The sequence below is a fragment of the Acinetobacter sp. YH12144 genome (assembly GCF_013418345.1).
GTDB classification, from domain to species: Bacteria; Pseudomonadota; Gammaproteobacteria; order Pseudomonadales; family Moraxellaceae; genus Acinetobacter; species Acinetobacter amyesii.
Genome location: NZ_VPCD01000001.1, coordinates 12,859 through 39,544, shown reverse-complemented (window position 1 = coordinate 39,544; position 26,686 = coordinate 12,859). Strand labels below are relative to the sequence as shown.

The window sequence follows — 26,686 nt, the reverse complement described above, 5'->3', positions numbered from 1 at the left end:
AAAAATGCGTCAAAAAATTGATTATGGTATTGATTTAGGTACTACAAACTCAGCAATTGCCCGTATGGAAAATGGTGAGAGTGTAATTATTAAAAGTGATGATAATCAGATGGATACAACACCATCAATTGTTTCATTTAATAAAAAGCAAACTGTTTTTGTAGGGCTAAGCGCCAAGAATGCACTAGAGAGAGAAGCCGTCAGTTTTCATAAAAATCGAAAAAAAGCCGAGCCAAATGGTTATCAAGAATTTAAAAGGACAATGGGGACAGATCACCATTATAATTCTTCAAATATGCAGAGATCTTATACTTCGGAAGAGTTATCTGCTGAAGTATTAAAAAAGCTTAAAGGTTATTTCCGTGATGAGGATATAAACTCTGCTGTCATTACAGTTCCTGCAATGTTTAGGCAGAGTCAATTAGATGCAACACAGCGTGCTGCTGAACTTGCAGGATTTAGCTATTGTGAATTACTGCAAGAGCCAATTGCTGCTTCGATTGCTTACGGAATTAAAGCTAACTCTACTACTGGTTATTGGTTAGTATTTGACTTTGGTGGAGGAACTTTTGATGCTGCGTTAATGCATGTTGAAGAAGGTATTATGAAAGTGGTGGACACCGCAGGTGATAATCACCTTGGTGGAAAAAACTTAGATAATGCCATTGTCGACCAGTTATTAATTCCAGAATTAGAAAAGCAATGTGAATTAAATGATACTCTTCAGAATGAAAGTACTAAAAAGCTACTTCAAGACGCATTAAAAAAATATGCTGAAGAAGCAAAAATCACTTTATCTTCTAAAGAGAAATGGGGGTATTTCCTTGAAGACCTAGGTGAAGATGATGAGGGAGAAGAAATTCAAGCTGATCTCGATATTAGTTTAGAGCAGTATGAAAAGGTAGTCAGTCCAATTTTCCAACGTGCAATTGATATAGTTAAGAATGTATTAGTGCGTAATAACTTAAGTGGAAGTGATTTAGAGTCACTGATTTTAGTTGGTGGTCCAACTTTCCAGCAGACATTACGTCGTATGCTTAAAGAGCAAGTGACTGATAAAGTAGATACTAGTATTGATCCAATGACAGCAGTTGCTAAAGGTGCTGCTTTATTTGCTTCAACAAAAGACATCCCTCGTGAATTACAAAAACGCGATAGTTCAAAAGCTCAGTTAAGTTTGAAATATCCAGAAACGACTGTAGAAACCCAGGAAAATTTAGGGATACGTATCGATCGTGAACAATCAACAGCGAATTTACCCGCTACCTTTACTTTAGAAATCATTCGCGGAGATAGTGGTTGGTCTTCAGGGAAGGTAATCGTTGAAGGCGATGTAGAAATTATCGAACTCATGTTAAATGAAGGTAAGACCAACCAATTCAACATTAAATTATCTGGACCTGATGGCTCAAATATTCCGTGTGAGCCAAACTCAATTACCATTATTCAGGGTATGAAAATTGCCAATGCAACACTGCCATATCACGTTGGTATTGAAGTTTACGATACGGTAGATAATAAGCAAGGTGTATATCCTTTATCCGGACTAGAAAAAAATAAGACACTGCCAGCAAAAGGTAAAGGTTCTTTCAAAACCATGAAAGATATACGTCCAGGTCTTAAGGAAGATCAGATTCTAATTCCAATATATGAGTTAAGTCGTGGAAATGATGGATCACGGGCAATTCTAAATACTTTTTTTGGTAAATTTGCTATAACAGGCCAAGATATTTCAGCTTTCCTTCCAGCAGGTAGCGATGTTGAAGTTACTTTAAATATTGATGCATCACGTCGTGGTAAGCTGTCGGTGTATCTACCTGCATTAGATGAAAGCTTTGATGTTGTGATTGAAACCACAATTGAAAAAGATATTAAAAAAGAAGAATTACAAAAAGAGATTGTGGTAGCAAAATCTACTGCACAACGTCTTGCTAATGAAGGGAGTTCAGAAGCTGAGAAGCAGCTTGTACAGTTGGATGAGGCTGAACAAGTGTTAAATGAACGAGGTCATGAGCGTTCTAGTAAAGAGGAAGTAAAAGCTAAACTTCAAGACTCCTTAATTGAATTGGATAAGCAAGAAGCAGAAGGCGAGTGGCCAAAAGTGAAGCAAGAGCTTCAAGAGGCACTGAACGATTTAATCATGCAAAATAAACGATATGGCAATGCTCAGACAAATCGCATCGTTGAAGAGTCAGAAGAGCATGTACGTCAAGTAATTGCTGCTAGAGATATTCAGTCTGCGAAGAAGTTAACGGACCAATTATCATCAATGGCTTTTGAGCTACAGGGGCAAGATATTAGTTTCTGGGTAGGCGCTGTATATTATTTAGATGAGTGTTTTGAGGATATTAAATGGACAAATCGCTCAGAAGCCTATCGTGGAGTACAGAATCTCAAACAACTACTCAATATGAACCCTAATAAAGATCGACTTGAGCAAGCTGTATGGGAAGTTGTGCAATTGATGAGTCCTGAAAGTAAAGCGGCTATGCAGAATGTAAATAGTGATCTGTTGAGACGTTGAGGTTAAGATGACACGAGTCGGTACATTTCCAAAAGAATCTATTATTGCTAATCGATATCAAGTACAAACATATCTTGGTGAGCATGATTGCTGTGAAGTGTACCGCGTCGTTGATATTGAAACTTGTGACCTGAAGTTACTTAAAATTATTCAAAATAAACAGCTCCCAAGTATAGATTTAGATTTATTAGAAAAAACCTTACTTAAATATTCGAAATTACGACATCAAAATTTGATAATTCAATCTGAATTGAAAAATTTTATTGATAATCAAATAACATATTACTATTTTCTTAATAATTATATTTCAGGTGAACCACTCGAAGATTTATTAAGACGAAAACTTAAATTAAGTATATTTGAGAGTTCAGAAATTTTATTTCCAATTTTGGACACATTAGATTATTTGCATTCACAGAAAATAATGCACAAAAATATTAATCCTAGTTATATATACTTAGATTATAGTTTAAATAAAATTAATAGTTTTTTATGTTTGGTTAAAGTTAGTGAATTTAGTTCAGAAGAAGCTAAAAAAATTTACTTGGCATACCAATCTAATAACCGTCTTCTTAAAAAGAATTATATTGGAAACGACGTTTTTTCATGGATGATTATATTTTATAAATCTATTACAGGTGTTCAACCATGGAATTATGATATTGATTGGGAAATTGACGATATTACTTCAATTAGGCAGCGTATAGAACTTCATAGAGCTAGCTATTCATCAACCCCTTTATCTTTTTATGAAATCACCTATGAAAAGGTAGATAATGTTTTTAAAATAGTTTTCGATAAAAATTGCCAAAATTTATTTTTAAATTTTCAAGAATTAAAATCAGATTTAATATCTGGATTTAATTTGGATTCTAAGTATCAGTTTTTAAACATGATAAATAAAAAAGAATCTAACGCTAATTTTCAAATCAAAAATAGTAAGATCGAGAATAAAAAAGGATTACAGAAAATTGCTGGTATGGATGATCTAAAACAACAGTTAGATATAGATGTTATTCAACCTTTAATCCAAAAGGATAAATATCAAAAATATGGAGTGGAACCATTAACCGGTATACTACTTTATGGGCCTCCAGGTTGTGGTAAAACATTTATTGCACAATGTCTAGCAGAGGAAATAGGTTATTCATATTTTGAAATTAAACCATCTGACTTAGCTAGTGTATATATACATGGTACACAAGAAAAGATAGCTAAGTTGTTTAGAAAAGCGGAAGAGAGTAATCCTTCGCTTATTTTTATTGATGAAATTGATGCATTATTACCTAACCGAAGTCAGGAAAATTTGACTCACCATTACGCAAGTGAAGTGAATGAGTTTTTATCACAAATAACAAATTGCGGTGAGAAGGGTATTCTTGTGATTGGAGCCACAAATCGCCCCAAAGCTATAGATCCTGCGATGTTAAGAACAGGACGATTAGAAAAGCATATTTATATAGATTTTCCAGACTTTAATGCTCGATTGGGAATGCTAAAACAGTATTTAGAAAATAGACCTTGTTCTGATGATTTGGATTTGTTCAACTTAGCTATATTAATGGTTGGTTATACTTCTAGCGATCTCAGATATATAGTAAATGAGACTGCTAAATTAGCATTAAAAGAAGATTGTCAGATTAACGATATATTCTTTAAAACGATCATTGAGAAGTATAAACCATCTGTAAGAAATGATGATAGGTTCAGTCAGTTTTAAAAATAATAGATAGTTTGATATTCCAAACTATCTATTATTACTATTAATTATTTTATCAGTTTATCAATACTGTCTCTGAGTCCATCTGCGCTGCGGCCTTCTTCGAGACTGATTTTTTCACGTAGTCTTGTGAGAGCCCGTTTTGCGTCTTCATCATTTCTTAATAGTTCACGAGCTTTATATTGATTTTGGTTATTTATGGCTGCTAAAGCTAAAGCTCGGTTACTTGCATTACTACGTTCTGAAGTATTATTTTGCTTATAGAAATCAATAAGTCTACTTTCTGATGCGCGCTCCATTTTATCCCATTGCTCAAGCTGCTTTTTTGTTACAGCATCAGTCATTGCCTTTCCTGCAGCTTTTCCTGCACTTACTAAAGAATCAAAAAAACCCATAATTACTCCTTATTTCATAGTTAATTGAATTTTATTTTTTAATAAAATTATCAACTTAATTTAACTTTAGATCCCATTTCAATCAAGTAATTTTGTTGAAAAATATATATTAAAATTTGCGGTTTTTTTACCTTAGTTCATTTACTTTGCATATGTCTAATTGTTTTAGTCAAACAAAAAACTTTGTAAATCATTTTCATTTTTCAATATTTTTGATTCTTCGACTCCATAAGCACGAGCTAACATAATACTGGACTCTACAATTGAAATATTTGTACTCAAGTCAAAAGCTTTACTTCTTAAATCAGCAATTTTTTCAAATTCAGTATTAATTTTATTTATGACATTTATATAAACTTCATCAACCTTAGCTACAAAAAGTTGCATGGAAGCTTCCATCTTCTGTGCTAGCTTTTTATCTTCACCTAATAAAATTTCACATACAAACTTTCCTGCGATTGAACCAATGACAGCGCCTAAGACTGGTATAGGGATAAATGTTTGTCCTGCTAGGGCAGCAAGACCAACACCTGCGCTATCAGCACAAACAAAAATTGAATTCATTTGAAACTCTTCGAAAGTTAATTTCCCTTGGTAAAAGTCATGTACTAATGAGCTTACCCCTTTTGATGCGGTAACAAATGCACCGGCTAAGGGGGCAGCTAACCCCGCACAATTAGTCAAACTATAAACTGCAGCACCAGTTACACCTGCTAATGCGGATGCTTTAGCTGTATCTAATCCAACTTCTTTCCAGTCTTCTTTAGTTAGCTCGCCCTTAAATAAATTTTTTCCTTCATTTTTATATTTAAGATATAAAGAGGAACTCAAGGCAATAGCACCACCAACAGCTGCTGCAGCTCCAGCTGCTTTTAGCCCTTCTGTTAAGTTGGCTTGATGTTTATCGTGAATAATGTCTTTCAGTTTTTCATTTTGTTGTTCTAGGTCAACACTGTGCTTATTTAATGTTTCATGCACTTGTCCTTGTTGAACTTCAGCATAATCAGATACCCCAGGACGAACCACCTCATTAAATGGCTGTCCAGACTTGGTTTGGATTTCTTCAATTTTTGCTTGAACAGAATTGATAGTCTTTTGACTTAAACCTTCAATAGATTCACCGCGATGAATTTTAGAAATCAATTCATAATGATCTTTTGGAATATGATAATAAGATCCGTCACGACCAAAGTTTTCATACTTGTCCATGTGTTTGAGCACATGATCAAGGTTGTTACGCAAACCATTAATAAATTTTGATTGAACCTGAATCCCATCAATCAAATAATCTTCGGGCGCAGTGCGTCCCACTCCTTCAAAGGTAGCTCTGACTGTATCACCTGCAAGAGCATCTCTTGCATTACGAATACCTACTTCGACTTGTTCTGCAATTTCTCCATGTTTAGTAAGATCGCTACCTAAAATATTTTCAGGTGTTCCAATAAACTCTCGAACTTGATCAACATGCTTCATTGAATTAATAAAGCATTGATCCTGCAAATTAAGTTGAGTAATTTCGTCGTGCAGTCGAGCAACATTAATGCCATCGACTATGGCACTAGAAATCTGGTCTTGTACTGAAGTTGTTTGCATTAATATTGCCTGATGATTTAATTAAATTAGAGCTCAACTTTCTTTTTCATAAGTAGACATAAGCTCTCTACATGATTTTTCAATGAAATCATAAGTGCTTTTTGGCCGCCATCTAGTTGATTATAATCAAGTGTAGTAAGTGTTGAATCTAGGGTTCTTAATTGGGATTGCATCCCCACAATATGATTCTGTGTCTCTTCCGTAAGTTTTTCTACTTCTAAAGATGCTGCTTTAAATTGTCTAATTAGAACTTCGATTTCCTTTCTTTTTTCATCCGCCTCTTTAGCAATTTTCTCATTTCTACTGCGTGCAAATAGTGCACTTCCGACTAATGCTGTACTGCCAATTGCCCAACCGACCGGTCCTGCAAGTGCTAATAAAGCATTACCTGCAGCCATACCACCACCACCTGCAGCAAGGGCTCCTCCACCTAACCAAGCTAATGCTGCATTAGTGGCTGCTGCACCACCTAAAGCGGAAATGGCGGTACCTGTAGAAGCTGTACCGAAAGTAGTTGCAATGGCCATAGCTGCAGTTGGGGCGAAAGCTGCTACACCTGCACCAGCTGCTACACCTGCACCTGCAGTACCACCTGCTTGTAAATCAATCTGACGTGCATTTTCTTTAATTTGATCAAGTATTTCATTAAATACTTTAAATTCAGCTTTATATTCACTGAACGTTTTATCAAACTCTTTAGGTTTATTAGCGACACCACTAAAGAGAGCTTCAATTTTTGTGATGATGTTGTGGGCATTATCTTTTCTGAGGTTCATCAGTTTTTCAGATTTTCTACCGACTTCTTCACCTAATTTTTCGTAGGTAATTTTAGCATTCTCAAATTTGTTGATAGCATTCTTTTTTAAGTCGCCATTTAACATTCTGTCCCTCTTACATATTATGTATTTTTGTGTGAAATATATCATTTATGTTAGTATTTTTTGTGAAAATTGTAATCATCTCTTTTTGAATAATTCTAATAATTTTTTATGTTTTGTATCGTTGGCAAGAAACTTTCACTTCTATAGTTACCTAGCAGGATGGCAAAAGCTGAAGAATACTTTTTCAATTCACAACTAAGTAAGTATTACTGTTAAAGTGTGTAATGATATATCATTGCGTTTAAATGGGAATTTAAAAATGGTAAAATCAGTATGCCATTTCAAATCCTAAAGCTGGATTTGAACAAAATTAATTTTGTGATTCAATGCACTAAATCTAATTTGGGTAAAAAATGGGTACAGGAAAAATGCTATTGGCTTTATGGTTCACTAAATCAATAGCTTAGGAGTTGAGTTCAATTGACGCCATCACAGCTACTTTACTAAATATGGCTATGTATTACGTTATTGATAGCTGGAATGTTAAAGTCTCAAACGTGTTATTATTTTATATAAAATTATGAAATATATAGAAATATAGGTTTATTTCTTGTTTGTTTTTTTAATCAAAATTATGAAAAAACTATAACAGTAAGAGAAAATAATTTAATAAAAATGGTGTGCTTTTTTAATTTGGTGTGTTGTAACTAAATTTTCATATATATTTAACTAGACATTAATTATTCAATTCAAAAACTTTTCTTTAATCTGGCTTGGAGAATGGAATTGCTTGTTACCCGTTATAAGCCTTGGATCATGATCATACTACTGGTTTTGCTCGTCAGTTTTGCTATATATCGCTGGTGGCAAGGACCATTGTTACCTAGTTATGAAGTCGTATCTAGTCCATTGATTCAGACAGTTGTTGCTTCAGGACGGGTAGAGAAAGTATCTCGGACTCAGATTGGTAGTGAAATTACAGGGGTTGTTCTTGAGCGCTTGGTTCAAGAGGGAGATCGGGTCTCTCGAGGGGATATTCTTTTAGTACTGAAATCTGATGAAATTTCAGCGCAAGTGCGGCAGGCAGAAGCTGAATTAAAAGAACTCGAAACCACTAGACGCCCGCAAGCAGAAGTTGATTTAGCGAATGCCAAAGTACAATTAGAACAGGCTCAAAGAGAGGCGTTACGCAGACGAAATACCGAATCAGGAATATTATCAGCAGAGGAAAGGGAGAAATCGATAGAGGCAGAAAGACTCGCCCGTAATAATTTGGAATCAGCTCGATTAAAAGTTGCTTCACTTGCCCCAAATAAAGTTGAAGAGACAAAATTACGCGAACGACTTGCTGCACTACAAGCGCAACTTGCCAAGACCAAAATTCGTGCAGAAGTTTCAGGTATTATTTTAACGCGTAATGTTGAGCCAGGGGATCTGGTACAACCGAGTCAGACTCTCTTCACTATTGCACTGGATGGTGCGACTGAAATACGAGTGCCATTTGATGAACGAAATTTACCACTGCTGGCTTTACAACAAAAAGCAGCAGTGATTGCAGATGCCTATCCAAATCAATCTTTTCCTGCCCATATTAATTTTATTGCCCCAAGTATTGATGCTCAACGTGGCACAATAGACGTTCGATTAACAGTTGATCCAGTCCCTGATTTTTTGCGTCAAGACATGACGGTATCGGTAAATGTTGAAACCAACAAGCGCGAGCGAACCCTGGTCATTCCAAATGATGCTTTAAGCAGTATAAGTGGAAACAAGGCTATGGTTATTTTAGTAAGAGATAGAAAAATTCAACGTCATCCCATCACACTGGGTTTACGTGGTTTGGTCATGTCGGAAGTTGTAGCTGGATTGAAAGAAGGTGATCACGTCCTTACCGATGCAGAATCAGTGCTTAAAGATGGAACTCGTGTCCGAATAGAGAAAACTAAACCTGTTTTCCAGAGTCAAACGGATCAGAAAAATAGCAAAAATGAATTACCGGTGAAATTCGATTGAAAAACTTTTTTAGGCGACTTTGGACCGAGTGGACCATCGCAATCAGTTTTTTGCGAGAGGGTCGCACACAGTCGATGATGATTACCATTGGCGTCGCGGTGGGGGTAGCCGTCATTGTGTTCATTAGCGCCTTAATTCAGGGTTTACAATCGAATATTGTAGAAAGAACTTTAGGGACACAGGCGCATATTCGTTTGCTCTCACCAGATGAGGTGAATCGTATTGTGCCACCAGCAGCAGGAACACTTCAGTTGTTACAAGAAGATAAGCGTGCACAACGCTTACGTTCTATTAATAATTGGCAGCAGATTACTGGGACTTTAGATCATTTACCGGTGTTGACTGCAGTTTCTCCTGTGGTCTCAGGTCCTGCATTTGTACAGCGCGGAGATGCGATTCAATCTATTGCATTGGTTGGTATCAACCTTGAACGTTATCAACAGATTATTCCGTTGAAGCAATATATGGTGAGTGGTGAATTACAGGTCAGTGCGGATAATGTATTAATTGGGCGTCAATTAGCCAAAGATTTGGGTGTGCAAGTTGGGAGCAAATTAAGATTAGATACCGGGCAACAGAAAAATGCAGTTGTGAACATCTCTGGAATATTTGAATTGGGTGTGCGTGAATTGGATGCGCGCTATGTCTATCTGGATTTGAAACAGGCGCAATCTTTACTTAATTTGCCGGGTGGGGTCACCGTGATTGATCTGACGATCCAAGATATTTTTCAGGCGGATCAAATTGCCTCACAAGTTGGACGCCTGACAGGATTAAAAGCAGAAAGCTGGATTGAAACCAATGCTCAATTAATGAATGCGATTACCGCTCAAAGTCTTTCTACAAACATGATTATTGTTTTTGTAGGGATTTCAGTCGCTTTTGGCATTGCCAGTGTGATGTCGGTGAGTGTGGTGCAACGGACTCGGGAAATCGGTATTTTACGTGCGACGGGGGCGACACAAGCACAAATTTTAAGAGTTTTCTTGTTTCAGGGAGCAATTTTTGGTCTGCTTGGTTCGATGCTTGGTAGTGTAGTCAGTTATGGTTTGATCTGGGGATTTAATCAGTTTGGTCCCGGCTTGTTTTATATTTCGATTTCAATCAAGCTTATCTTGTCGGCATTATTCTTGGCGACAGTGACAGGTATTTTGGCTGCTGCAATACCATCCCGTCGGGCTGCTGCACTTGATCCTGTGGAGGCAATTCGTCATGTTTGATCCATCTCAGGAAGTACTGCGTTTAGAAGCATTGCGAAAGTCTTACAATGTTGGGCAGCCTAATGAAGTGGAGGTATTACATGGAATTGACCTGTGTATTCAACGGAATGACTTTGCTGCATTAATTGGTCCTTCTGGTTCAGGCAAAAGTACTTTACTGAATATTCTCGGCTTATTAGATCAGCCTAGTCGTGGTGAGTTGTACTTGTTGGGGCAGGCTACAAGCCGTATGGATGATACGGCTCGGACAGCATTACGAGGCAATAGTATAGGTTTTGTGTTTCAGTTCCATCATCTTATACAGGCTTTTACTGCCTTACATAATGTACTCATGCCATTAATGCTGAAGCAAGGTAAGCCAGATCAATCTGCGTTGCAATATGCCCATGAATTATTGGCCGCTGTAGGGTTAGATAAGTTCGCTGACCGTAAACCCAATGAGCTTTCTGGAGGGCAGCAGCAACGCGTAGCGATTGCACGTGCACTGATTACTCAGCCTGCACTATTGTTGGCCGATGAACCGACAGGTAATCTGGATACTCAAACTGCTGCGGAAATGTTTGAATTATTTCGTAAAGTACATCGCGAACATGACTGTGCAGTCTTATTGGTGACTCATGATCCTAGATTATCGGCGACCTGTGATCGAACCATTAATTTGGTGGATGGGAGAATTCAGAGTGATTCCAAACACGAGATGGAATGAGCCGGAATGTAGATCACTCTTCTGGTAAAAGCAGTTCAAAACATTGAGTAGACCTCAAAATTCTAGCACGATATAAGAACAAACTTGTAAATCGATAAATTATAACCCTGTGTAATTTGAATAAAATATTTTTCAGATTTAGTTCACTAAATCTAATCTAGAGAAAAAATGAGTACAAGATTTTTCCATATTAAGAGTATTAAAAAAACAAAGGTTTACTGCTTCTGATCATTTCTTTTTGGTTGCATTAAGAGGAGGGCTAGGCGCAATACAGCTCGTACAGCTTTTGCATCAGGCTCAAGACCTTGGGATCACTCAGACGATAGAAAATCTGCTTGCCCTCACGTCGTGTGCTGACCATGTCAGCCTTACGTAGGACAGTCAGTTGTTGTGAAAGTGTAGGTTGATGAATGTCAGTGGATTCTTCAATTTCCTGAACATTCATTTCCCCATCCACCAGTACACATAAGATTTTCAGGCGATCAGGATTGGCCAAAACTTTCAGGCATTGGCTGACGAAATCGACTTGAGAAAAATCAATTTTGGCATTTTCAGCAATCATATCCATAAATGTCCTCACAACTTTTGATGTAGCCCGTGCAGTTTACATAATTTACCATAAAACTGCTTGATTAATATTTTTTATTATATAATATAAAAAAGTATATTATGTAGGGATTAATTCATCATGCATGACTTCCTCATCGCATTTATTGGCGGCTTAATGCTCGGGCTTTCCGTGGTTGGCTATCTTTACGTCAATGGCCGTATTGCAGGAATCAGTGGTTTGATTGGGCAAGTATTAAACTCAAAAACCATGTTTAAAACACCTGCAATCTGGTTTTTATCAGGCTTGATTCTCACACCGTTTATTTATGGTCTGTTTGTACAACCTGAAATCGAATTGAATGCCAGCCCACTGATGATGATTGTGGCAGGTCTGCTGGTGGGTTTTGGGACGCGCTTAGGTTCGGGCTGTACCAGTGGTCACGGAATTTGTGGCATCAGTCGCATGTCTAAACGTTCTTTCATCGCGACCATGACTTTCATGTTTGCAGGTTTTGTCGCTGTTTATATTATCCGTCATATCACAGGAGCATTCTAAAATGAAAAATCTGTTTGCCTTTTTATTTGGTGCACTGTTCTCTGTGGGGTTGATGGTATCGGGTATGTCCAATCCGGAAAAAGTACTCGATTTCTTGGATCTGTTTGGTGACTGGGATGCTAGTCTGGCCTTTGTGATGATGGGCGCGATTGCGGTGGCCTTTATTCCTTTCCAGAAAGTATTACGTACGGCACAACCGAAAACAGTATTTAATGAACCTATTGATTTACCTAAAAATAATCAGATAGATAAGAAGCTGATCACGGGTGCGGTTTTATTTGGTGCAGGTTGGGGCATTGCCGGCATCTGTCCGGCACCAAGTTTTACCTTGATCGGTTTGGGCCACTATCAAGTGCTCTATTTTATTGTAGCAATGCTGGTGGGTGTATGGATTCACCGTAAATGGTCAGGAGCTTAACGATGTCAAACTTACCTATAGTAAAGGATTTTTTTCACGAAGATACCAATACCTTCAGTTATGTTGTACGTGATCCTGCGACCAAAGCCTGCGCCATTATTGATAGCGTTCTGGATTATGATCCGGCATCAGCAAGTACATCCACTATTCATGCCGATAAAATTATTGCCTATATTAAAGAGCAGGGTTTAACGGTTGAGTGGATTCTCGAAACCCATGTACATGCTGATCATCTGACTGCTGCACAATATCTCAAAGCTGAGTTAAGTGGCAAAATTGCCATGAGCCAGAAAATTGGCATTGTACAGGAAACCTTTGGTGCGATTTATCATCTGGATATTAAACAATGGAATGCCCAGCAGCTCTTTGATTATTTATTTGAAGATCATGAGTCGTTCCAAATCGGAACATTGAAAGCCTATAACATTCCAACACCGGGACATACGCCTGCTTGCCTGAGTTATGTCATGGGTGATGCAGTGTTTGTGGGTGATACCTTATTCATGCCAGATTATGGAACAGCGCGCTGTGATTTCCCGAAGGGAAGCGCATCAATCCTTTTTGATTCAATACAAAGTTTGTATCAACTGCCTGAGAAAACACGTGTATTTCTCTGCCATGATTATTTGCCTGAAACACGTGAATCATATGTATGTGAATCTGATATTCAGACTCAAAAAAATCAGAATATCCATATTCACGACGGCACGACCAAAGATGATTTTGTTGAAATGCGTAATAAGCGCGATGCGGGTTTAAGTATGCCCAAACTGATTTTACCTTCGATACAGATCAATATGAAAGCAGGACAATTCCCTGAACCCGAAGAGAATGGTGTTTCTTATTTAAAACTTCCACTGAATTACTTCAAATAGGCAAATTTTAAGATTAAACAACAAGTTTTGTTTAATTGGTTTGGTAATAGAGGGGGCACTAGCGATGTGGATGCTAATACTTGAAGGACTGGCCATCGGTGGTTTGCTTGGGTTAACCGGTGCTGGTGGTGGCATTCTGGCCGTACCCGCACTGATGGCAAGTCAAGGATGGACGGTCGCACAAGCTGCACCTGTTGGCTTGCTTGCAGTCACTTTATCTGCCTTGGTTGGAACATTTGAAGGCTTATTTAAGAAGATAGTACGCTATCGGGCTGCGCTTTGGATTGCACTGATTAGCATTCCTTCAGCACGTTATGGTGTGCATCTGGGAGGAATAATTTCTCCTGTATGGCTTACCTTAGCATTCAGTTTAGTCATGCTCGTGGTTGCTTACCGGATTTTTTTTAAAAAAGTGAATGACCATACAGGTGTGCTGTGTAAAGTTAACCAAACAACTGGTCGTCTGATTTGGAACATGAAAACTGCATTGTCTCTCGGTGCCATTGGTGTCGTGGCAGGTTTATTGACTGGTTTGCTTGGGGTAGGTGGGGGATTCGTGATTGTTCCAGTACTGAGTAAAGTAACTGATCTTGATATGCGCAGTATTGTTGCGACCTCGTTGATGATTATTTTCCTGATAGGTGGTGTCAGCATTTCAGCTCATATTTTAGATGGTTTTCAATACCCCGTTTCGGTCACGCTGACTTTCGTTTTAGCTTGTATGGCTGGGATGTTGATTGGTCGAAGTTTGATGCCTTTAGTTAAGAATAGTCAAATCCAAAAGGTTTTTGCCATAACTGTCATAAGCGTAGCATTTTATTTAATTTCTACAGTCATCATAACTTAATACAAGCAAGAGATTAGAGCCAAATTTAAAAACTGCATTTTAAAGACATGAATATTTAATCAGAGACCAGATTTCTAAAGATCGGAAGAGGTAAAGAGTAATGAAAACAGCAGAACAATTAATTTCAATGGCAAAAAACCGAATTCAAGAAGTGACGGTAGACGGCTTACTTGAAGCCATGAAAAACCATAAAACCATTCTGATTGATGTTCGGGAACCGGATGAATTTCAGGCGGCAGCGATAGACCGAGCCGTGAATTATCCTCGTGGTGTTTTAGAAATGAGAATTCACCAGCATCCTGTGGCGAGCCATCATTGTGATACCTTGCAAGCACTAGAATATCTTAAAGATCAGCCGATTTATTTGATTTGTGGGACGGGTGGCCGATCAGCTCTGGCTACAGATACTTTACAGAATATGGGATTTACTCAGGTGAAATCTGTTCAGGGTGGATTCCAAGCATGGCTAGAGCAGGGTTATCCAGTAGAGAAATAACTAGATTTCTATTTTAAGTCTAACTTAAGTTTATGGACATTCAAGTGAGAAAATCATGAAGTACAAAGAATTAACTCAAAATATTTCAGGCAGTTTAAAGACAATAGCGCAGGATTCTCCTGATTTAATGAAAAGTTTTAATCAATTGTCACAAGTTGCAATGCGAGATGGTGTTATTGATCCTAAAACAAAAGAACTGATTGCCTTAGCGATTGGTGTTGCAGCACGATGTGATGGATGTATCGGTTTTCATGTCAGAACCCTAGTCAAAATGGGAATGACATTGCAAGAATTAGAGGAAGTGCTTGGTGTTGCAGTTTATATGGGGGGCGGTCCTTCATTGATGTATGCCGCTAATGCATTGGAAGCATTTAAAGAATTCACAGCTTAATTTTTTCAATCATTGGGAAACGATATGAATCAGCACTGGGATAATCTTTATTCGCAAACACAGGATCTGTATGGCATTTCGCCCAATCATTTTATTCAACAGATAGCAGATCAGGTTCCAATTGTGGGAAAAACTCTTGCTATAGCAGTAGGGTTCGGGGTAAATATCCAAGCGGCAAATCATGTTATTCATTATACGCGTAGCTGGAATCCTGCTAAAGAAGATCAAGCAACTGACCGCGCTTATCGTATCGGTCAGCAGAAAGAAGTTTATGTGTATTATCCAACGATCTCTGCACCTGATTGGGAGGAATTAGAAACTTTTGAAGTGAAATTGGATAGACTTTTAGGGAGTAAACGCGTACTTGCAACAGATATGCTTCAACCGAAAACGGATGTGAGTAAAGAGTTAATGCAATTAATAGACTAGTGTGATTGTTTAAAATATCAGAGTTGCTAATAACCTAATATTTCCCCTATCATCATTCTGAAAAAATAATAGGGAATTTTTAGATTCCTAAAATTAATTGATATGGTTTAAACCCCTCTAGCACAGCTTCAGCAACCAACTGAATGAAAGGCTCAGTTTTTCCATAAGCCATCCACTGATCTAGAGCTTCATAGTAGGCTAGGCGATTTTCGACTGTAATAACGCAAGGCGGATATCCAGCTTTGAGTAACTCAAGGTTCATCAAAAGACGTGATGTGCGTTCATTGCCATCAATGAACGGATGAATACCTACAAAATCCGCATGTACTTTAGCAGCACGTTCAATAGGATGTAGCGTATGTGCTTCCGAATTATACCAATCCACGAGCTGAGCCATCTTGTCATTCAATAATGTATAGTCGGGTGGAGTAGTCGTTGCACCTGAAATCAATACATTTTGCTGGCGATAGCGACCTGCATTTTCATCATCGATGTTTTTTAGAATGAGTTGATGGATATTGCGAATCTGCCATTCAGAAAACGGTTCTTCTTTGCGGATAATATCTTCAACATAGTAGATAGCATTTCTATGGTTGATTGCTTCGAAATGTTCTCGTAAAGCTTTTCCACCAACAGTTATGCCTTCCAAAACTACTTTTGTTTCTAGCAATGTAAGCGTATTGCCTTCAATTGCATTTGAGTGATATGTCCAACGTAGAATAAGATCTTCTTGAAGGTTTTTTACAATAGCAGGAGAAAGAGGACGATGCTCATCTAATTTTTTCTTTAAAGCATCAATATTTTCAAACATAACCTACCCCCTGAAGTTGTACTCTTGAATGATACATGAAAAAAAGCGATTACAAAAAAGTGATGTTATATCATGACGTTTTTATGGGATTGTAAGGACGTGAGAACCTATATACCATTTCAAAAGTTCATTGCGGATTTGAATGATATCTCCAACTGATTCAATAGACTGAATTTGATGTAGGTCCAAATTACGTTACTAAATTTCAAATTATCAATTTGAAAAAATGAATAGTATTTATACGGTATTTTTTACGGTATATGCTGTCGAAGGTTAATTTTTTATTGTTATAAATCAAAATGATAAAACCTTATTCTTGTGCGCGCTGAGCGCACCATTTTTTAGTTTTGATTGTTGAACTAAATTTTGCGAATCAATAGCTTTTATTATTACTACTTTTCTATTCAACCCGATCAATCTCAAAGCCCAATATTGCTTTAGCCATCATTGATGTATCTTTTTCTATATATAAAATTCAAAATATTTCTCAGTTCTTTTTATTCTAAGTTCAAAGTCATACAAAACATCTAAATTGAAAGCTTATAAAGAGTGAAAATAGAAAGTTCACTGTATTTATATCTGCATCTAAATGAAAAGAATCTATTGAAAACACGATTATAAAAGTCATGCACCAAAATAGTGGAGCTTGGAAACTTAATAGAACATTTATCCTTTTGTACTGGCTAAATAAAATAGGCAAATGATTGATAAAATATATTAAGATATTGAAAAATAAATAATAATTAGAGTTGGCATGATGTGTGCAACACAGTATTCAAACTTGGATACAAGAATGAGCACATCAATGAACTCAATAAAAACTTTAGGCTGGACCTTAGCGGAATGGAAAGCGGCCTACACGAATAACACAATTCAACTTGAAGACTTATATGCCTTGGTCGAGCAATTTGATCGCGTAGACCCAGCATGGATTTCCATTGCATCTATAGAGCAATTAACTTCTCAGATTAAAGCTTTAAAACAAATTGAAAATGCTACGGCCTTACCTTTATTTGGTGTGCCTATTGCAGTGAAAGATAATATTGATGTGGTGGGCTTTGCATCGACGGCTGCGTTTAAATTATTTACGGACATTAAAACTGAAGATGCCTCTGTGGTGCAGCGCTTAAAACAAGCAGGTGCCATCATTGTAGGTAAAACCAATTTAGATCAATTCGCTACTGGTTTAGTCGGTACGCGTTCGCCATTTGGTGCCGTGCCGAATACTGTTAATCCTGACTATGTAAGCGGTGGTTCAAGCTCTGGTTCAGGCAGTGTAGTAGCACGTGGTTTAGTCCCGATTGCACTCGGTACAGATACTGCAGGTTCAGGACGAATCCCTGCAGCTTTCAATAATATTGTCGGTTTAAAGCCGACCAAAGGTCGCTTTTCAAATACAGGCTTATTGCCTGCCTGTAAGAGCTTAGATTGTATTTCAATTTTTGCCTTAACCGTCGCTGATGCAACTGCAGTGGCAGAAGTTATGGAAGGTTTTGATGTAACCGACAGCTATTCACGTGTGAACCCAGCAACAGCGCCTGCAAAGTTCAGCGCACAATTAAAGTTAGCCATTCCAAAACAGTTAGAATTTTTTGGCGATGCTCAATCTGCTGATGCATTTCAGCAAGCACTAACTGAATTAAAAAACTTAGGTGCAGTACTAACTGAAATTGATTTCAGTCCTTTTGCAAAATTGGCTGCACAACTGTATCAAGGGTCATGGGTAGCAGAGCGTACGGCAGCCGTAGCTGAAATTTTAGACAGCCATGCAGATGACTTTGATCCAACAGTTTTAGAAATTATTCAAAAAGGGCAGCAGTACACTGCGGTGGATGCTTATAACGCCGAATATTTAAAGCAAGATTTGGCACGCCAAATTCAGCAAACCTTAGCGCAATTTGATGCTTTAGTGGTGCCAAGTTCGCCAACCATTCACACACTGGCTGAAATGGCAGAAGCGCCAATTGAAAATAATAGCCACTTTGGCACCTATACCAACTTTACTAATTTAGCTGACCTCAGTGCCATCGCTGTACCTACAGGCTTTCGTGCCGACGGGCTGCCTTTTGGAATCACATTCATTGCGCCGGCTTGGCACGATACGGCTCTAGCAGACTTTGCAGAAAAATGGCAAAACCACCTGCAATTACCGCTGGGTGCAGTAGCTAAAACATTGCCTGACGCAGCTTCAGTCATTTCTGCACCATCAGCACAGCATTTTCGTGTTGCTGTTGTAGGCGCACATCTCACAGGTATGCCACTCAATTTCCAACTGACAACACGCCAAGCCGTGCATGTTGAAACCACAACGACTTCTGCCGATTACGCCCTCTATGCACTGCCGGGCACAGTACCGCCGAAACCAGGTTTAGCGCGTCAGGAAGCGGGTCAAAAAATTATTGTCGAGCTTTGGGATATTCCAAAAGCACGCTTTGGTGAATTTGTCGCCGAAATTCCAACACCACTAGGTATGGGCAATGTCGAGCTTGCCGATGGACGTTGGGTGAAAGGCTTTATTTGTGAACCTTATGGCCTAAACGGTGCAAAAAATATCAGTGAATTTGGCGGCTGGCGCGCTTATATCCAATCACTGCAAGCAACAACAGCAAAATCAAATTAAAAAAATCGGGGAAATAATCATGTTTAAAACAGTTTTAATTGCAAACCGTGGTGAAATTGCTGTTCGTGCGATTCGTACTCTAAAAAAATTAGGTGTGAAATCTGTTGCCGTGTATTCAGAGACCGACCGTTATGCACAGCATGTGTTAGATGCAGATGTAGCGGTTTCACTTGAAGGTGTTAAACCTGCAGAAACTTATTTAAGTATTGAAAAATTGATTCAAGCAGCCAAACAAACTGGCGCTGAAGCAATATTTCCCGGTTATGGTTTTTTATCTGAAAGTGCCGACTTTGCCCGTGCATGTGAGGAAAATAACATTGCTTTTATGGGGCCAACGGCTGAACAAATTTTAGAGTTTGGTTTGAAGCATCGTGCACGTGAATTGGCTGCGGCCGCCAATGTACCCATGACACCAGGCACAGGTTTATTGGCAAGTTTGGATGAAGCACTCGCATCTGCTGCAGAGATTGGCTATCCAATCATGCTGAAAAGCACCGCAGGTGGTGGCGGAATTGGTTTAACCCGCTGTGATGATGAACAATCATTAAAAGATGCGTATGAAAGTGTAAAGCGTCTAGGCGAGCAATTCTTTAAGGATGCAGGTGTTTTCCTCGAACGTTTTGTCGATAAAGCCCGTCACGTAGAAGTACAAATTTTTGGTGATGGTTTAGGTCAAGTCGTTGCCTTTGGGGAGCGCGATTGTTCATTGCAGCGCCGTAACCAAAAAGTCGTTGAGGAAACACCTGCACCGCACTTACCAGAAGCAACCCGTCAAAAATTGCACCGTGCTGCTGTAGAGCTTGGTCAATTGGTGAAATACCGCAGCGCAGGTACGGTTGAGTTTATCTATGATGCTGCCCGTGATGAAGTGTATTTCCTTGAAGTGAATACCCGTTTGCAGGTTGAACACCCAGTCACTGAAATGGTGACGGGCTTAGACCTGATTGAATGCATGCTGAAAGTGGCGGCAGGTGATGCTTTAGATTGGGAAAAACTCAGCAATATTCAACCCAATGGTGCTGCCATTGAAGTGCGAATTTATGCGGAAGATCCAGTGAAAAACTTCCAGCCAAGTCCGGGTGTGTTGACGGATGTGTATTTCCCTGAAGATATTCGTGTGGATACTTGGGTGTCTACAGGTACTGAAATTTCACAATATTTTGACCCGATGATTGCCAAAATTATTGTGCATGCTGCAGACCGAGACAGTGCGATTGCCAAGTTAAAAACAGCCTTGGCTGAAACCCGCTTGAATGGCATCAGCACCAACTTAGACTATGCGCATACCGTAGTGTCTGATGCACGCTTTGAAAATATGCAAATTTGGACACGCCTGCTGGATGATTTTAAATATGTGCCAAATGTGATTGAGGTGCTGCAACCAGGTACACAAAGTACGATTCAGGATTATCCGGGGCGTGTGGGCTATTGGGATATTGGTGTACCGCCATCAGGCCCAATGGATGATTATGCATTTCAGTTGGCCAATCAAGTTGTGGGTAATCCAAAATCGGCAGCAGGCTTTGAATTTACCTTACAAGGACCAAGTCTTAAATTTCATGCCAACAGCATCGTAGCCTTAGCAGGTGCGCCATGCAGCGCGGCTCTAGATGGAGTAAATGTCGATTTTTGGCAGCCGATCAACATCAAAGCTGGGCAAACTTTGGTACTAGGACAAGTTGAATCGGGTTGCCGTACATATCTTGCAATCCGCAATGGGTTAAATGTACCTAAATATCTAGGCAGTCGTTCAACCTTTGCATTGGGTAATTTTGGCGGTCATGCAGGGCGAGTGCTGCGCGCAGGCGACATGATTAAAATGGTCAACCCTAGCCTGCCTTTGGATGGATTGGAAATTGCTACAGCAGCACCACAAGCTTTGGCAGCAGAGCGTATTCCAAGCTATGGCAAAGAATGGAAAATTGGCGTGCTGTATGGTCCGCATGGTGCACCCGATTTCTTTAAACCTGAATATATTGAAGAATTCTTTGCTTCAACATGGAATGTGCACTTTAATTCAAACCGTTTAGGTATTCGCCTAACAGGTCCGACACCAAGCTGGGCACGTGAAAATGGCGGTGAAGCAGGTTTACATCCATCCAATGTGCATGATTGTGAATATGCCATTGGGGCGATTAACTTCACCGGTGATTTCCCTGTGATTTTGGCTAAAGATGGCCCAAGCCTCGGTGGCTTTGTTTGCCCAGTAACCATTGCCAAAGCAGAACTTTGGAAGATTGGTCAGCTTAAAGCAGATGACAGCATCAGTTTCTATCCGATGAGTGTTGAACAAGCCAATGCCTTGGAAGTTCAACAAATTGCCGATATCCAAAACTTTGCTCAAGCACCTGAAGCAAAACAGGCGGCAACTTTTGAATGTAAGCCAGAAGGGATATTGGCAGTGCGTGAAGCAGATGCGTATGCGCCGAAAGCTATATATCGTCAGGCAGGTGACAGTTACATCTTGCTGGAATATGGCGAAAACGTTCTCGACCTTGCATTGCGCTTACGTGTTTATCGACTGATGCAGCTGATTCGTGAAGCGAATATTGATGGCATCTTAGAGCTTTCACCAGGTGTACGTTCACTGCAAATTAAATATGATGGATTGCGTTTCAGCCAAGCGAATTTGATTCAGTTCTTATTGGGTCTCGAAAATGAGATGGGCGATTTGAGCCAAATTAAAATTCCATCCCGTATTATTCACTTGCCGATGGCATTTGAGGATTCGGCAACTTTAGGTGCTGTAGAACGTTATCAAGAAAGTGTTTGTGCCAAAGCGCCATGGTTGCCAAATAACGTCGATTTCATTCAGCGTATTAATGGCTTAGACAGCCGTGAGCAAGTCAAAGACATCATTTTCGATGCAAATTACTTAATTTTAGGTTTGGGCGATGTGTATTTAACTGCACCTTGTGCAGTGCCAATTGATCCGCGTCATCGTTTGCTCAGCTCGAAATATAACCCTGCACGTACTTTTACTGCAGAAGGCACAGTGGGTATTGGCGGTATGTACATGTGTATCTATGGCATGGACTCACCAGGCGGTTATCAATTGATTGGCCGTACACTGCCTATTTGGAATAAGTTTAAAAAGAACAAACAGTTTGGCGATCAGCAATGGTTCTTACGCTTCTTTGATCAAATTAAATATTATGAAGTAACCGAAGCTGAACTGGATCAATTCCGTGCTGACTTTGCCAATGGTGTGGCGGAAATCAAAATTGAAGAAACTGAATTTGATTTTGCAGCCTATCAAGCCTTTTTAGAAACAGAAAAGGACAGTATTACCGAATTTAAAGCGCAGCAGCTGCAGGCATTTACAACTGAAGTTGAACGCTGGAAAGATGAGTTTGATGTGCCTGCGGAAATGGAAATCCTGCAAGATGATACCGACTATAGCCAGTATGCAGCCTTGAATGCATCGATGACCGGCAACATTTGGAAAATTTTTGTCGAAGCGGGACAGTCTGTGAAGAAAGGTGAGACTGTAGCCATTATTGAAGCGATGAAAATGGAGCTTCCAGTCTATGCCGATGATGATGGTATCGTGAAAGCGATTATCTGCCGTGCAGGACAAACGGTACATAGCGGTGAGCCGCTGGTTTATATGGAATAAACATGACCACAACCACCATTGTTGGGAAAAGCTCAGACAACTTGTCTGAGCTGGTTTTCCAAAAAATAAAAAACGATATTTTTGATTTCCAGCTCAAACCGGGCGCACGTTTTACCGAATCTGAAATTGCCGAGTTGTATGAAGTGAGCCGTACACCCGTACGTCAGGCTTTATACCGTTTACAGCAAGATGGCTATGTAAGAGTACATTTTCGTAGCGGTTGGGAGGTGAAGCCGCTGAACTTTAAAGCTTATGAAGAACTGTATGATTTGCGGATTTTGCTTGAATGCTATGCCATTGAGCAGCTCTGCAAAATGGAAACAGAACAACTCAAACAGGCTTTACAAGACTTGGTGAATCTGTGGTGTATTCAGCCTGAGCAGTATTTGCATGATTTAAAAACTTTATCGATGCAAGATGAAGCATTTCACTGTCAATTGGTTGAAGCAATAGGCAATAGTGAAATGGCAAAGGTGCATCGGGATGTGAGTGAAAAAATCCGTATTATTCGACGTTTAGATTTTTCTAAAGATTATCGAATTGAAGCCACTTATGCAGAGCATCAACAAATTTTACAATTGATCTTTGGACATAATGTGACAGCGGCATTGGAGAAAATGCGCAGCCATATTCAGCAAAGTAAAGAAGAGGTGAAAAAAATTACTTTGGAAATGTTGGCGCGAATGGCATAGAAGTATTTGCAAAAGATCTACCTCACGATAATTCACGGTAGATATGTATTTTACGAGTCAATCTGTGTCGTTCGAGTAGCGCTTAGAGTTACAAATATCTGTATTCATTGGTTAATATGATGGAGAAAAATAAAAAAGACCACGAAGGGGAGATTCTTTATTTCAACTTTAGAAAATGCGATTTCTTTGGCGACTGAACGCCATTTCGGACAAGTCGATAAAGCGGGACAAGCTTATATTCAACATCCACTTCGTGTGATGCAAAATGTGCAACATCCCGACGCTAAAATCGTCGCTGTATTACATGACATTTTAGAAGATACAGAGACAACAACGGATGAGCTTCATGCTTTAGGTTTTCAAGCCCATATTATCGACGCAATACAGGCACTAACTAAAACAACAGGTGAGAACCGATTTCAAGCGGCGCAGCGTACTGCTAAAAATGCAATAGCGTGTGAAATAAAACTCAGTGATTTACACGACAATATGGATTTGTCTCGCTTAACTTCGGTCACAGTAAAAGATAAACGTCGGTATCAACAATATGTAAAAGTTAAACATAGATTAGAGTGTGCTCGGAGCGTCCATTTACATCTGATCAATTTAAATCTAACAACAGATTATCCGAGATTTCAATTTCAAAGTTCACAGCAAAATTTTCAATATCTTCTCAATGCGATGTTTGATCTAGAGCATTCATTAGGTGGCGTTCAGATTGGAAGTCCACAGGAATGGTGGATTTTATTTGAAGATGTCAGCGCATATTTTGCATATTGCCAAAGAAAGGGAGTAGTTCCCAAGCAGGCAACATTCTTAGATTTAATTTTAACTACAGATGGGGACTATTTCGGGGGCATTTTTCAAACTGAACAAGATCGGCAATTATTTGCCTCTATGTTTTGCGTCTTTATGCAAAATCATTTTTATCGCGTGGAAACCGAAGGTTGATTAGATAGATTGCATCAGCAATAGAATAAAATCACCTTTGATTGATGAATTTTATCTAGATAATTAGATGCTGAGTGTCATTTAAGAATATCTCGAAATGCGTGATTTCGAGACGTTTAAAGTGATTCCATCCATTGACATCTCCAATGAAACATGTGGCCATGCTTGCTGAACCTTATGCCTCAATCCTACATGGCATCATGGTGACTGCGGGATTTATCATTCCAACTTTGGTGTTGATGTGGTTGTATAAACGCAGTGAACGCCTGAGACAAACTGTATAAAAAAGCCCTCACATTTGAGGGCTTTTTCGTTATTTTACTTCGGGTAAATCAAACCAAATCACTTGAGCATCTTCAAGCGCTTCAATTTGGCTATCTTCTAAGAACGCAATTGCACCACCAGCTTCAACTTTATGTTCAGCAATTTGCACTGAACCTGAAATAACATGGATATAGTTGATATGCTGCGTTGCATGGATATCTAAAGATTGACCTTTCGTCAAAAATGCAGATTTAACTTCCGCTTGCTGGCGAATATGCATAGCTGCATTGTCATTTGGACCGACAATTAAATGCCATTGATTGGGTTGATCGCGTGGATCACATTTAATTTGTTGGTAGGTCGGTTCAGCATCACGTTCATTTGGAACGATCCAAATTTGTAGTAAATGCACATCTTCATCACCTTGGTTCATTTCGCTATGACGCACACCTGTACCTGCACTCATCAGCTGCCATTCACCTGCAGAAATGCCACCATGGTTGCCCATACTGTCTTTATGCGTAATGGTACCTTTTAACACACAAGTTAAAATTTCCATGTTGTCATGTGGGTGTTGACCGAAACCTTCATGTGCTGCAATTAAGTCATCATTAATTACACGAAGCGCACTAACGCCCATGTATTTCGGGTCATACCAGTTACCAAAAGAGAAGCTGTGTTTAGACTCAAGCCAGCCCATTTTTACGTGACCACGGTTTTCACTTGGATGTAAAAAAGCATTCATGGCATTCATCCTTATCTTAATTATTGAACATGTGCCTATTTTAAGATTGAACTAAATCGGGATATATAGTTTTTTAGCGACAATTCATCCTATTTTTGCAACGATCATTCATGATTGAGTCTTTTGTTATGCATGAATGCACAGCTATAAAAAAAGCCTGCACGAAGCAGGCTTTTTTAAATGTGACTAAAATTATTCTAAGAATTTAACAGTCACACCAGATTTCACTTTCTTACCTAAGTCATTTGCATCCCAGTTGGTCAAACGAATACAACCGTGTGATGCAGTTTTTGAGATAGCAGATGGGTTCGGTGTACCGTGAATACCAAATGATTTTTTGCTCAAGCCAATCCAGATATTACCGACAGGGCCATTTGGACCAGGTGGTAATGAAAGTGGTTTTTTGTTGTTGCCTTGAACAAAGTTAGACGGTGAGTAGCTGTACCATGGGTTTGGTGCAACACCTGTGACTTTGTATGTACCTGTAGGCGATGGAGTATCTGAACTACCAATCGTTGCAGGGAATGAACCGATCATTTGGTTGCGGCTATTAAACAAGTAAAGTTGTTTCGCGCCTTTATGTGCAACGATTAGGTGAATATCTTCAGGAACTTCGTTACGAATATTCGCTACTAAGATTTTTTCACCAGCTTTTTTAAATGTCGCTTTTGGATTCAACTTTTTCAAAAAGTCTTCATCCATGTGGAATTTTTCACCCAACATTTCAGTCACACGTGTGTAGTACAAGCCCTTCATTTTTGCTTGTAATGCATAGTCGTGTGGAATCGATGCTGCATAAGGACCTTTCAAGTCTGCATCAGTCAATGTGTATTCAATAAATGCAGGTTTAGAACCTTGTTTTGCAATCAGTGCATCCCAAGTTTCTTTAGTTAAAGTCCCTGTAGGTTTCAAGCTATTCATTTGTTGGAATGAAGCGATCGCCTTTAAGGTATTTTTACCACTAGTACCATCAATTGCACCCGGTGAAGCATGTGCATTATTGAGCATGACATGCGCACGTGCATAAACAGGGAATTGACCTTTACCGATATTGTCATACCACTGTGCATTATTTAGGTCATTTAAACCCCAAGCAACTTTGGCAGCAGGCGAAGTTGATGTTGGAGTTGTAGCAGTCGATGTAGCGGGTGCAGCACCGATGTCGGCTTTAACATCTTCTGATTGTTGCAAGCTGTCTAAAGTTTGCGATGCTTGGTTCAGATCTTCTTGTTCTTGAGCGCTAATCTGGCTAGTTGCAGATGAAGCTTCAGTCGCTAACGGATCAATGGGATCCTGAACTGCAACATTAGTCACTTTTTTTGGCGTTAATGGTTGTTCAGCAGTAGATGCGGCAATAGCTGTACCAGCAAATATGCAACTTAGGCTCAGTGCGAGCATGGTGCGAACGAACATGTAATTCAACCTTAAGAA

22 protein-coding genes and 2 pseudogenes are annotated in these 26,686 nt (G+C 39.2%); 17 read left to right on the top strand and 7 right to left on the bottom strand.

Going from position 1 to position 26,686, the window contains the following annotated elements; genetic code table 11:
- Positions 1 to 4: 4 nt before the first annotated feature.
- Entirely contained in the window at positions 5 to 2,524 is a 2,520-nt protein-coding gene (locus FTU79_RS00200) for an Hsp70 family protein (protein WP_180048635.1), read from the top strand.
- A gap of 7 nt (positions 2,525 to 2,531) precedes the next feature.
- Entirely contained in the window at positions 2,532 to 4,244 is a 1,713-nt protein-coding gene (locus FTU79_RS00195) for an AAA family ATPase (RefSeq protein ID WP_180048634.1), read from the top strand.
- A gap of 47 nt (positions 4,245 to 4,291) precedes the next feature.
- Here the strand turns inward: FTU79_RS00195 and FTU79_RS00190 are convergent, their stop codons facing one another.
- The 3 genes from FTU79_RS00190 to FTU79_RS00180 all read right to left on the bottom strand — a co-directional run bounded on the left by FTU79_RS00190 (position 4,292) and on the right by FTU79_RS00180 (position 7,113).
- The gene (locus FTU79_RS00190) at positions 4,292 to 4,639 is read right to left on the bottom strand and encodes a hypothetical protein (RefSeq protein ID WP_180048633.1); all 348 of its coding nucleotides are present in this window, start codon (positions 4,637 to 4,639) and stop codon (positions 4,292 to 4,294) included.
- Positions 4,640 to 4,804: 165 nt separating this feature from the next.
- Positions 4,805 to 6,232, bottom strand: a complete 1,428-nt coding sequence (locus tag FTU79_RS00185; protein WP_104426533.1) for a hypothetical protein — start codon at positions 6,230 to 6,232, stop codon at positions 4,805 to 4,807.
- A gap of 26 nt (positions 6,233 to 6,258) precedes the next feature.
- Positions 6,259 to 7,113: a hypothetical protein gene (locus FTU79_RS00180; protein WP_180048632.1), complete on the bottom strand. Its 855-nt coding sequence runs from the start codon at positions 7,111 to 7,113 to the stop codon at positions 6,259 to 6,261.
- A 726-nt stretch (positions 7,114 to 7,839) separates the two neighbouring features.
- Here FTU79_RS00180 and FTU79_RS00175 point away from each other — a divergent pair.
- Genes FTU79_RS00175 through FTU79_RS00165 form a run of 3 tightly spaced genes read left to right on the top strand, consistent with a single transcriptional unit; the run spans position 7,840 to position 10,992 of the window.
- On the top strand, positions 7,840 to 9,066 hold the full coding sequence (locus FTU79_RS00175; protein ID WP_180048768.1) for an efflux RND transporter periplasmic adaptor subunit: 1,227 nt from the start codon (positions 7,840 to 7,842) through the stop codon (positions 9,064 to 9,066).
- Entirely contained in the window at positions 9,063 to 10,286 is a 1,224-nt protein-coding gene (locus FTU79_RS00170) for an ABC transporter permease (protein WP_180048631.1), read from the top strand. Before FTU79_RS00175 ends, FTU79_RS00170 begins: the two co-directional genes overlap by 4 nt.
- Positions 10,279 to 10,992 (top strand): ABC transporter ATP-binding protein, encoded by a 714-nt coding sequence (locus tag FTU79_RS00165; RefSeq protein WP_004984479.1) that lies wholly within the window; start codon positions 10,279 to 10,281, stop codon positions 10,990 to 10,992. Before FTU79_RS00170 ends, FTU79_RS00165 begins: the two co-directional genes overlap by 8 nt.
- A 259-nt stretch (positions 10,993 to 11,251) precedes the next feature.
- Here the strand turns inward: FTU79_RS00165 and FTU79_RS00160 are convergent, their stop codons facing one another.
- Positions 11,252 to 11,560: a metalloregulator ArsR/SmtB family transcription factor gene (locus FTU79_RS00160; RefSeq protein ID WP_005251415.1), complete on the bottom strand. Its 309-nt coding sequence runs from the start codon at positions 11,558 to 11,560 to the stop codon at positions 11,252 to 11,254.
- 120 nt (positions 11,561 to 11,680) lie between these two features.
- Between FTU79_RS00160 and FTU79_RS00155 the strand changes: the two genes are divergently transcribed.
- From FTU79_RS00155 to FTU79_RS00125, 7 genes and pseudogenes are all read left to right on the top strand, one after another.
- Complete coding sequence (locus FTU79_RS00155; protein ID WP_005400072.1) at positions 11,681 to 12,097, top strand: YeeE/YedE family protein; 417 nt, start codon at positions 11,681 to 11,683, stop codon at positions 12,095 to 12,097.
- A gap of 1 nt (position 12,098) precedes the next feature.
- The gene (locus tag FTU79_RS00150) at positions 12,099 to 12,515 is read left to right on the top strand and encodes a DUF6691 family protein (RefSeq protein ID WP_106986400.1); all 417 of its coding nucleotides are present in this window, start codon (positions 12,099 to 12,101) and stop codon (positions 12,513 to 12,515) included.
- A gap of 2 nt (positions 12,516 to 12,517) precedes the next feature.
- Positions 12,518 to 13,390 (top strand): MBL fold metallo-hydrolase, encoded by an 873-nt coding sequence (locus FTU79_RS00145; RefSeq protein WP_180048630.1) that lies wholly within the window; start codon positions 12,518 to 12,520, stop codon positions 13,388 to 13,390.
- Positions 13,391 to 13,454: 64 nt separating this feature from the next.
- Positions 13,455 to 14,237, top strand: a complete 783-nt coding sequence (locus FTU79_RS00140; RefSeq protein WP_117008074.1) for a sulfite exporter TauE/SafE family protein — start codon at positions 13,455 to 13,457, stop codon at positions 14,235 to 14,237.
- A gap of 100 nt (positions 14,238 to 14,337) precedes the next feature.
- Positions 14,338 to 14,733 carry a rhodanese-like domain-containing protein gene (locus tag FTU79_RS00135; protein WP_004988491.1) on the top strand — a complete coding sequence of 132 codons (396 nt, stop codon included), beginning with the start codon at positions 14,338 to 14,340 and terminating at the stop codon, positions 14,731 to 14,733.
- 55 nt (positions 14,734 to 14,788) lie between these two features.
- Complete coding sequence (locus FTU79_RS00130) at positions 14,789 to 15,124, top strand: carboxymuconolactone decarboxylase family protein (protein WP_180048629.1); 336 nt, start codon at positions 14,789 to 14,791, stop codon at positions 15,122 to 15,124.
- A gap of 111 nt (positions 15,125 to 15,235) precedes the next feature.
- Positions 15,236 to 15,553 (top strand): annotated as a pseudogene (locus FTU79_RS00125) (helicase-related protein); the annotation flags it as partial.
- Positions 15,554 to 15,632: 79 nt separating this feature from the next.
- On the opposite strand, the gene FTU79_RS00120 reads toward FTU79_RS00125, so the two are convergent.
- A complete protein-coding gene (locus FTU79_RS00120) occupies positions 15,633 to 16,364 on the bottom strand; it encodes a Fic family protein (protein ID WP_180048628.1) in 732 nt (243 codons plus the stop codon).
- Positions 16,365 to 17,169: 805 nt separating this feature from the next.
- Here FTU79_RS00120 and atzF point away from each other — a divergent pair.
- The 5 genes and pseudogenes from atzF (at position 17,170) to FTU79_RS00095 (ending at position 24,530) form a co-directional block, all read left to right on the top strand.
- Positions 17,170 to 18,984, top strand: coding sequence for an allophanate hydrolase (atzF, locus tag FTU79_RS00115; protein WP_180007652.1), 1,815 nt, complete (start codon positions 17,170 to 17,172; stop codon positions 18,982 to 18,984).
- A 19-nt stretch (positions 18,985 to 19,003) separates the two neighbouring features.
- Positions 19,004 to 22,603, top strand: a complete 3,600-nt coding sequence (gene uca / locus FTU79_RS00110) for an urea carboxylase (protein ID WP_180048627.1) — start codon at positions 19,004 to 19,006, stop codon at positions 22,601 to 22,603.
- Between the two features lie 2 nt (positions 22,604 to 22,605).
- Positions 22,606 to 23,295 (top strand): GntR family transcriptional regulator, encoded by a 690-nt coding sequence (locus tag FTU79_RS00105; protein WP_180007654.1) that lies wholly within the window; start codon positions 22,606 to 22,608, stop codon positions 23,293 to 23,295.
- Between the two features lie 159 nt (positions 23,296 to 23,454).
- A pseudogene (locus FTU79_RS00100) lies at positions 23,455 to 23,856 on the top strand (guanosine-3',5'-bis(diphosphate) 3'-pyrophosphohydrolase); the annotation flags it as partial.
- A 536-nt stretch (positions 23,857 to 24,392) separates the two neighbouring features.
- The gene (locus tag FTU79_RS00095) at positions 24,393 to 24,530 is read left to right on the top strand and encodes a hypothetical protein (protein ID WP_180007655.1); all 138 of its coding nucleotides are present in this window, start codon (positions 24,393 to 24,395) and stop codon (positions 24,528 to 24,530) included.
- A gap of 29 nt (positions 24,531 to 24,559) precedes the next feature.
- On the opposite strand, the gene FTU79_RS00090 is transcribed toward FTU79_RS00095, so the two are convergent.
- On the bottom strand, positions 24,560 to 25,255 hold the full coding sequence (locus tag FTU79_RS00090; RefSeq protein WP_168379153.1) for a pirin-like bicupin family protein: 696 nt from the start codon (positions 25,253 to 25,255) through the stop codon (positions 24,560 to 24,562).
- A gap of 192 nt (positions 25,256 to 25,447) precedes the next feature.
- On the bottom strand, positions 25,448 to 26,668 hold the full coding sequence (locus FTU79_RS00085) for a L,D-transpeptidase (protein WP_180048626.1): 1,221 nt from the start codon (positions 26,666 to 26,668) through the stop codon (positions 25,448 to 25,450).
- Positions 26,669 to 26,686 lie beyond the last annotated feature (18 nt).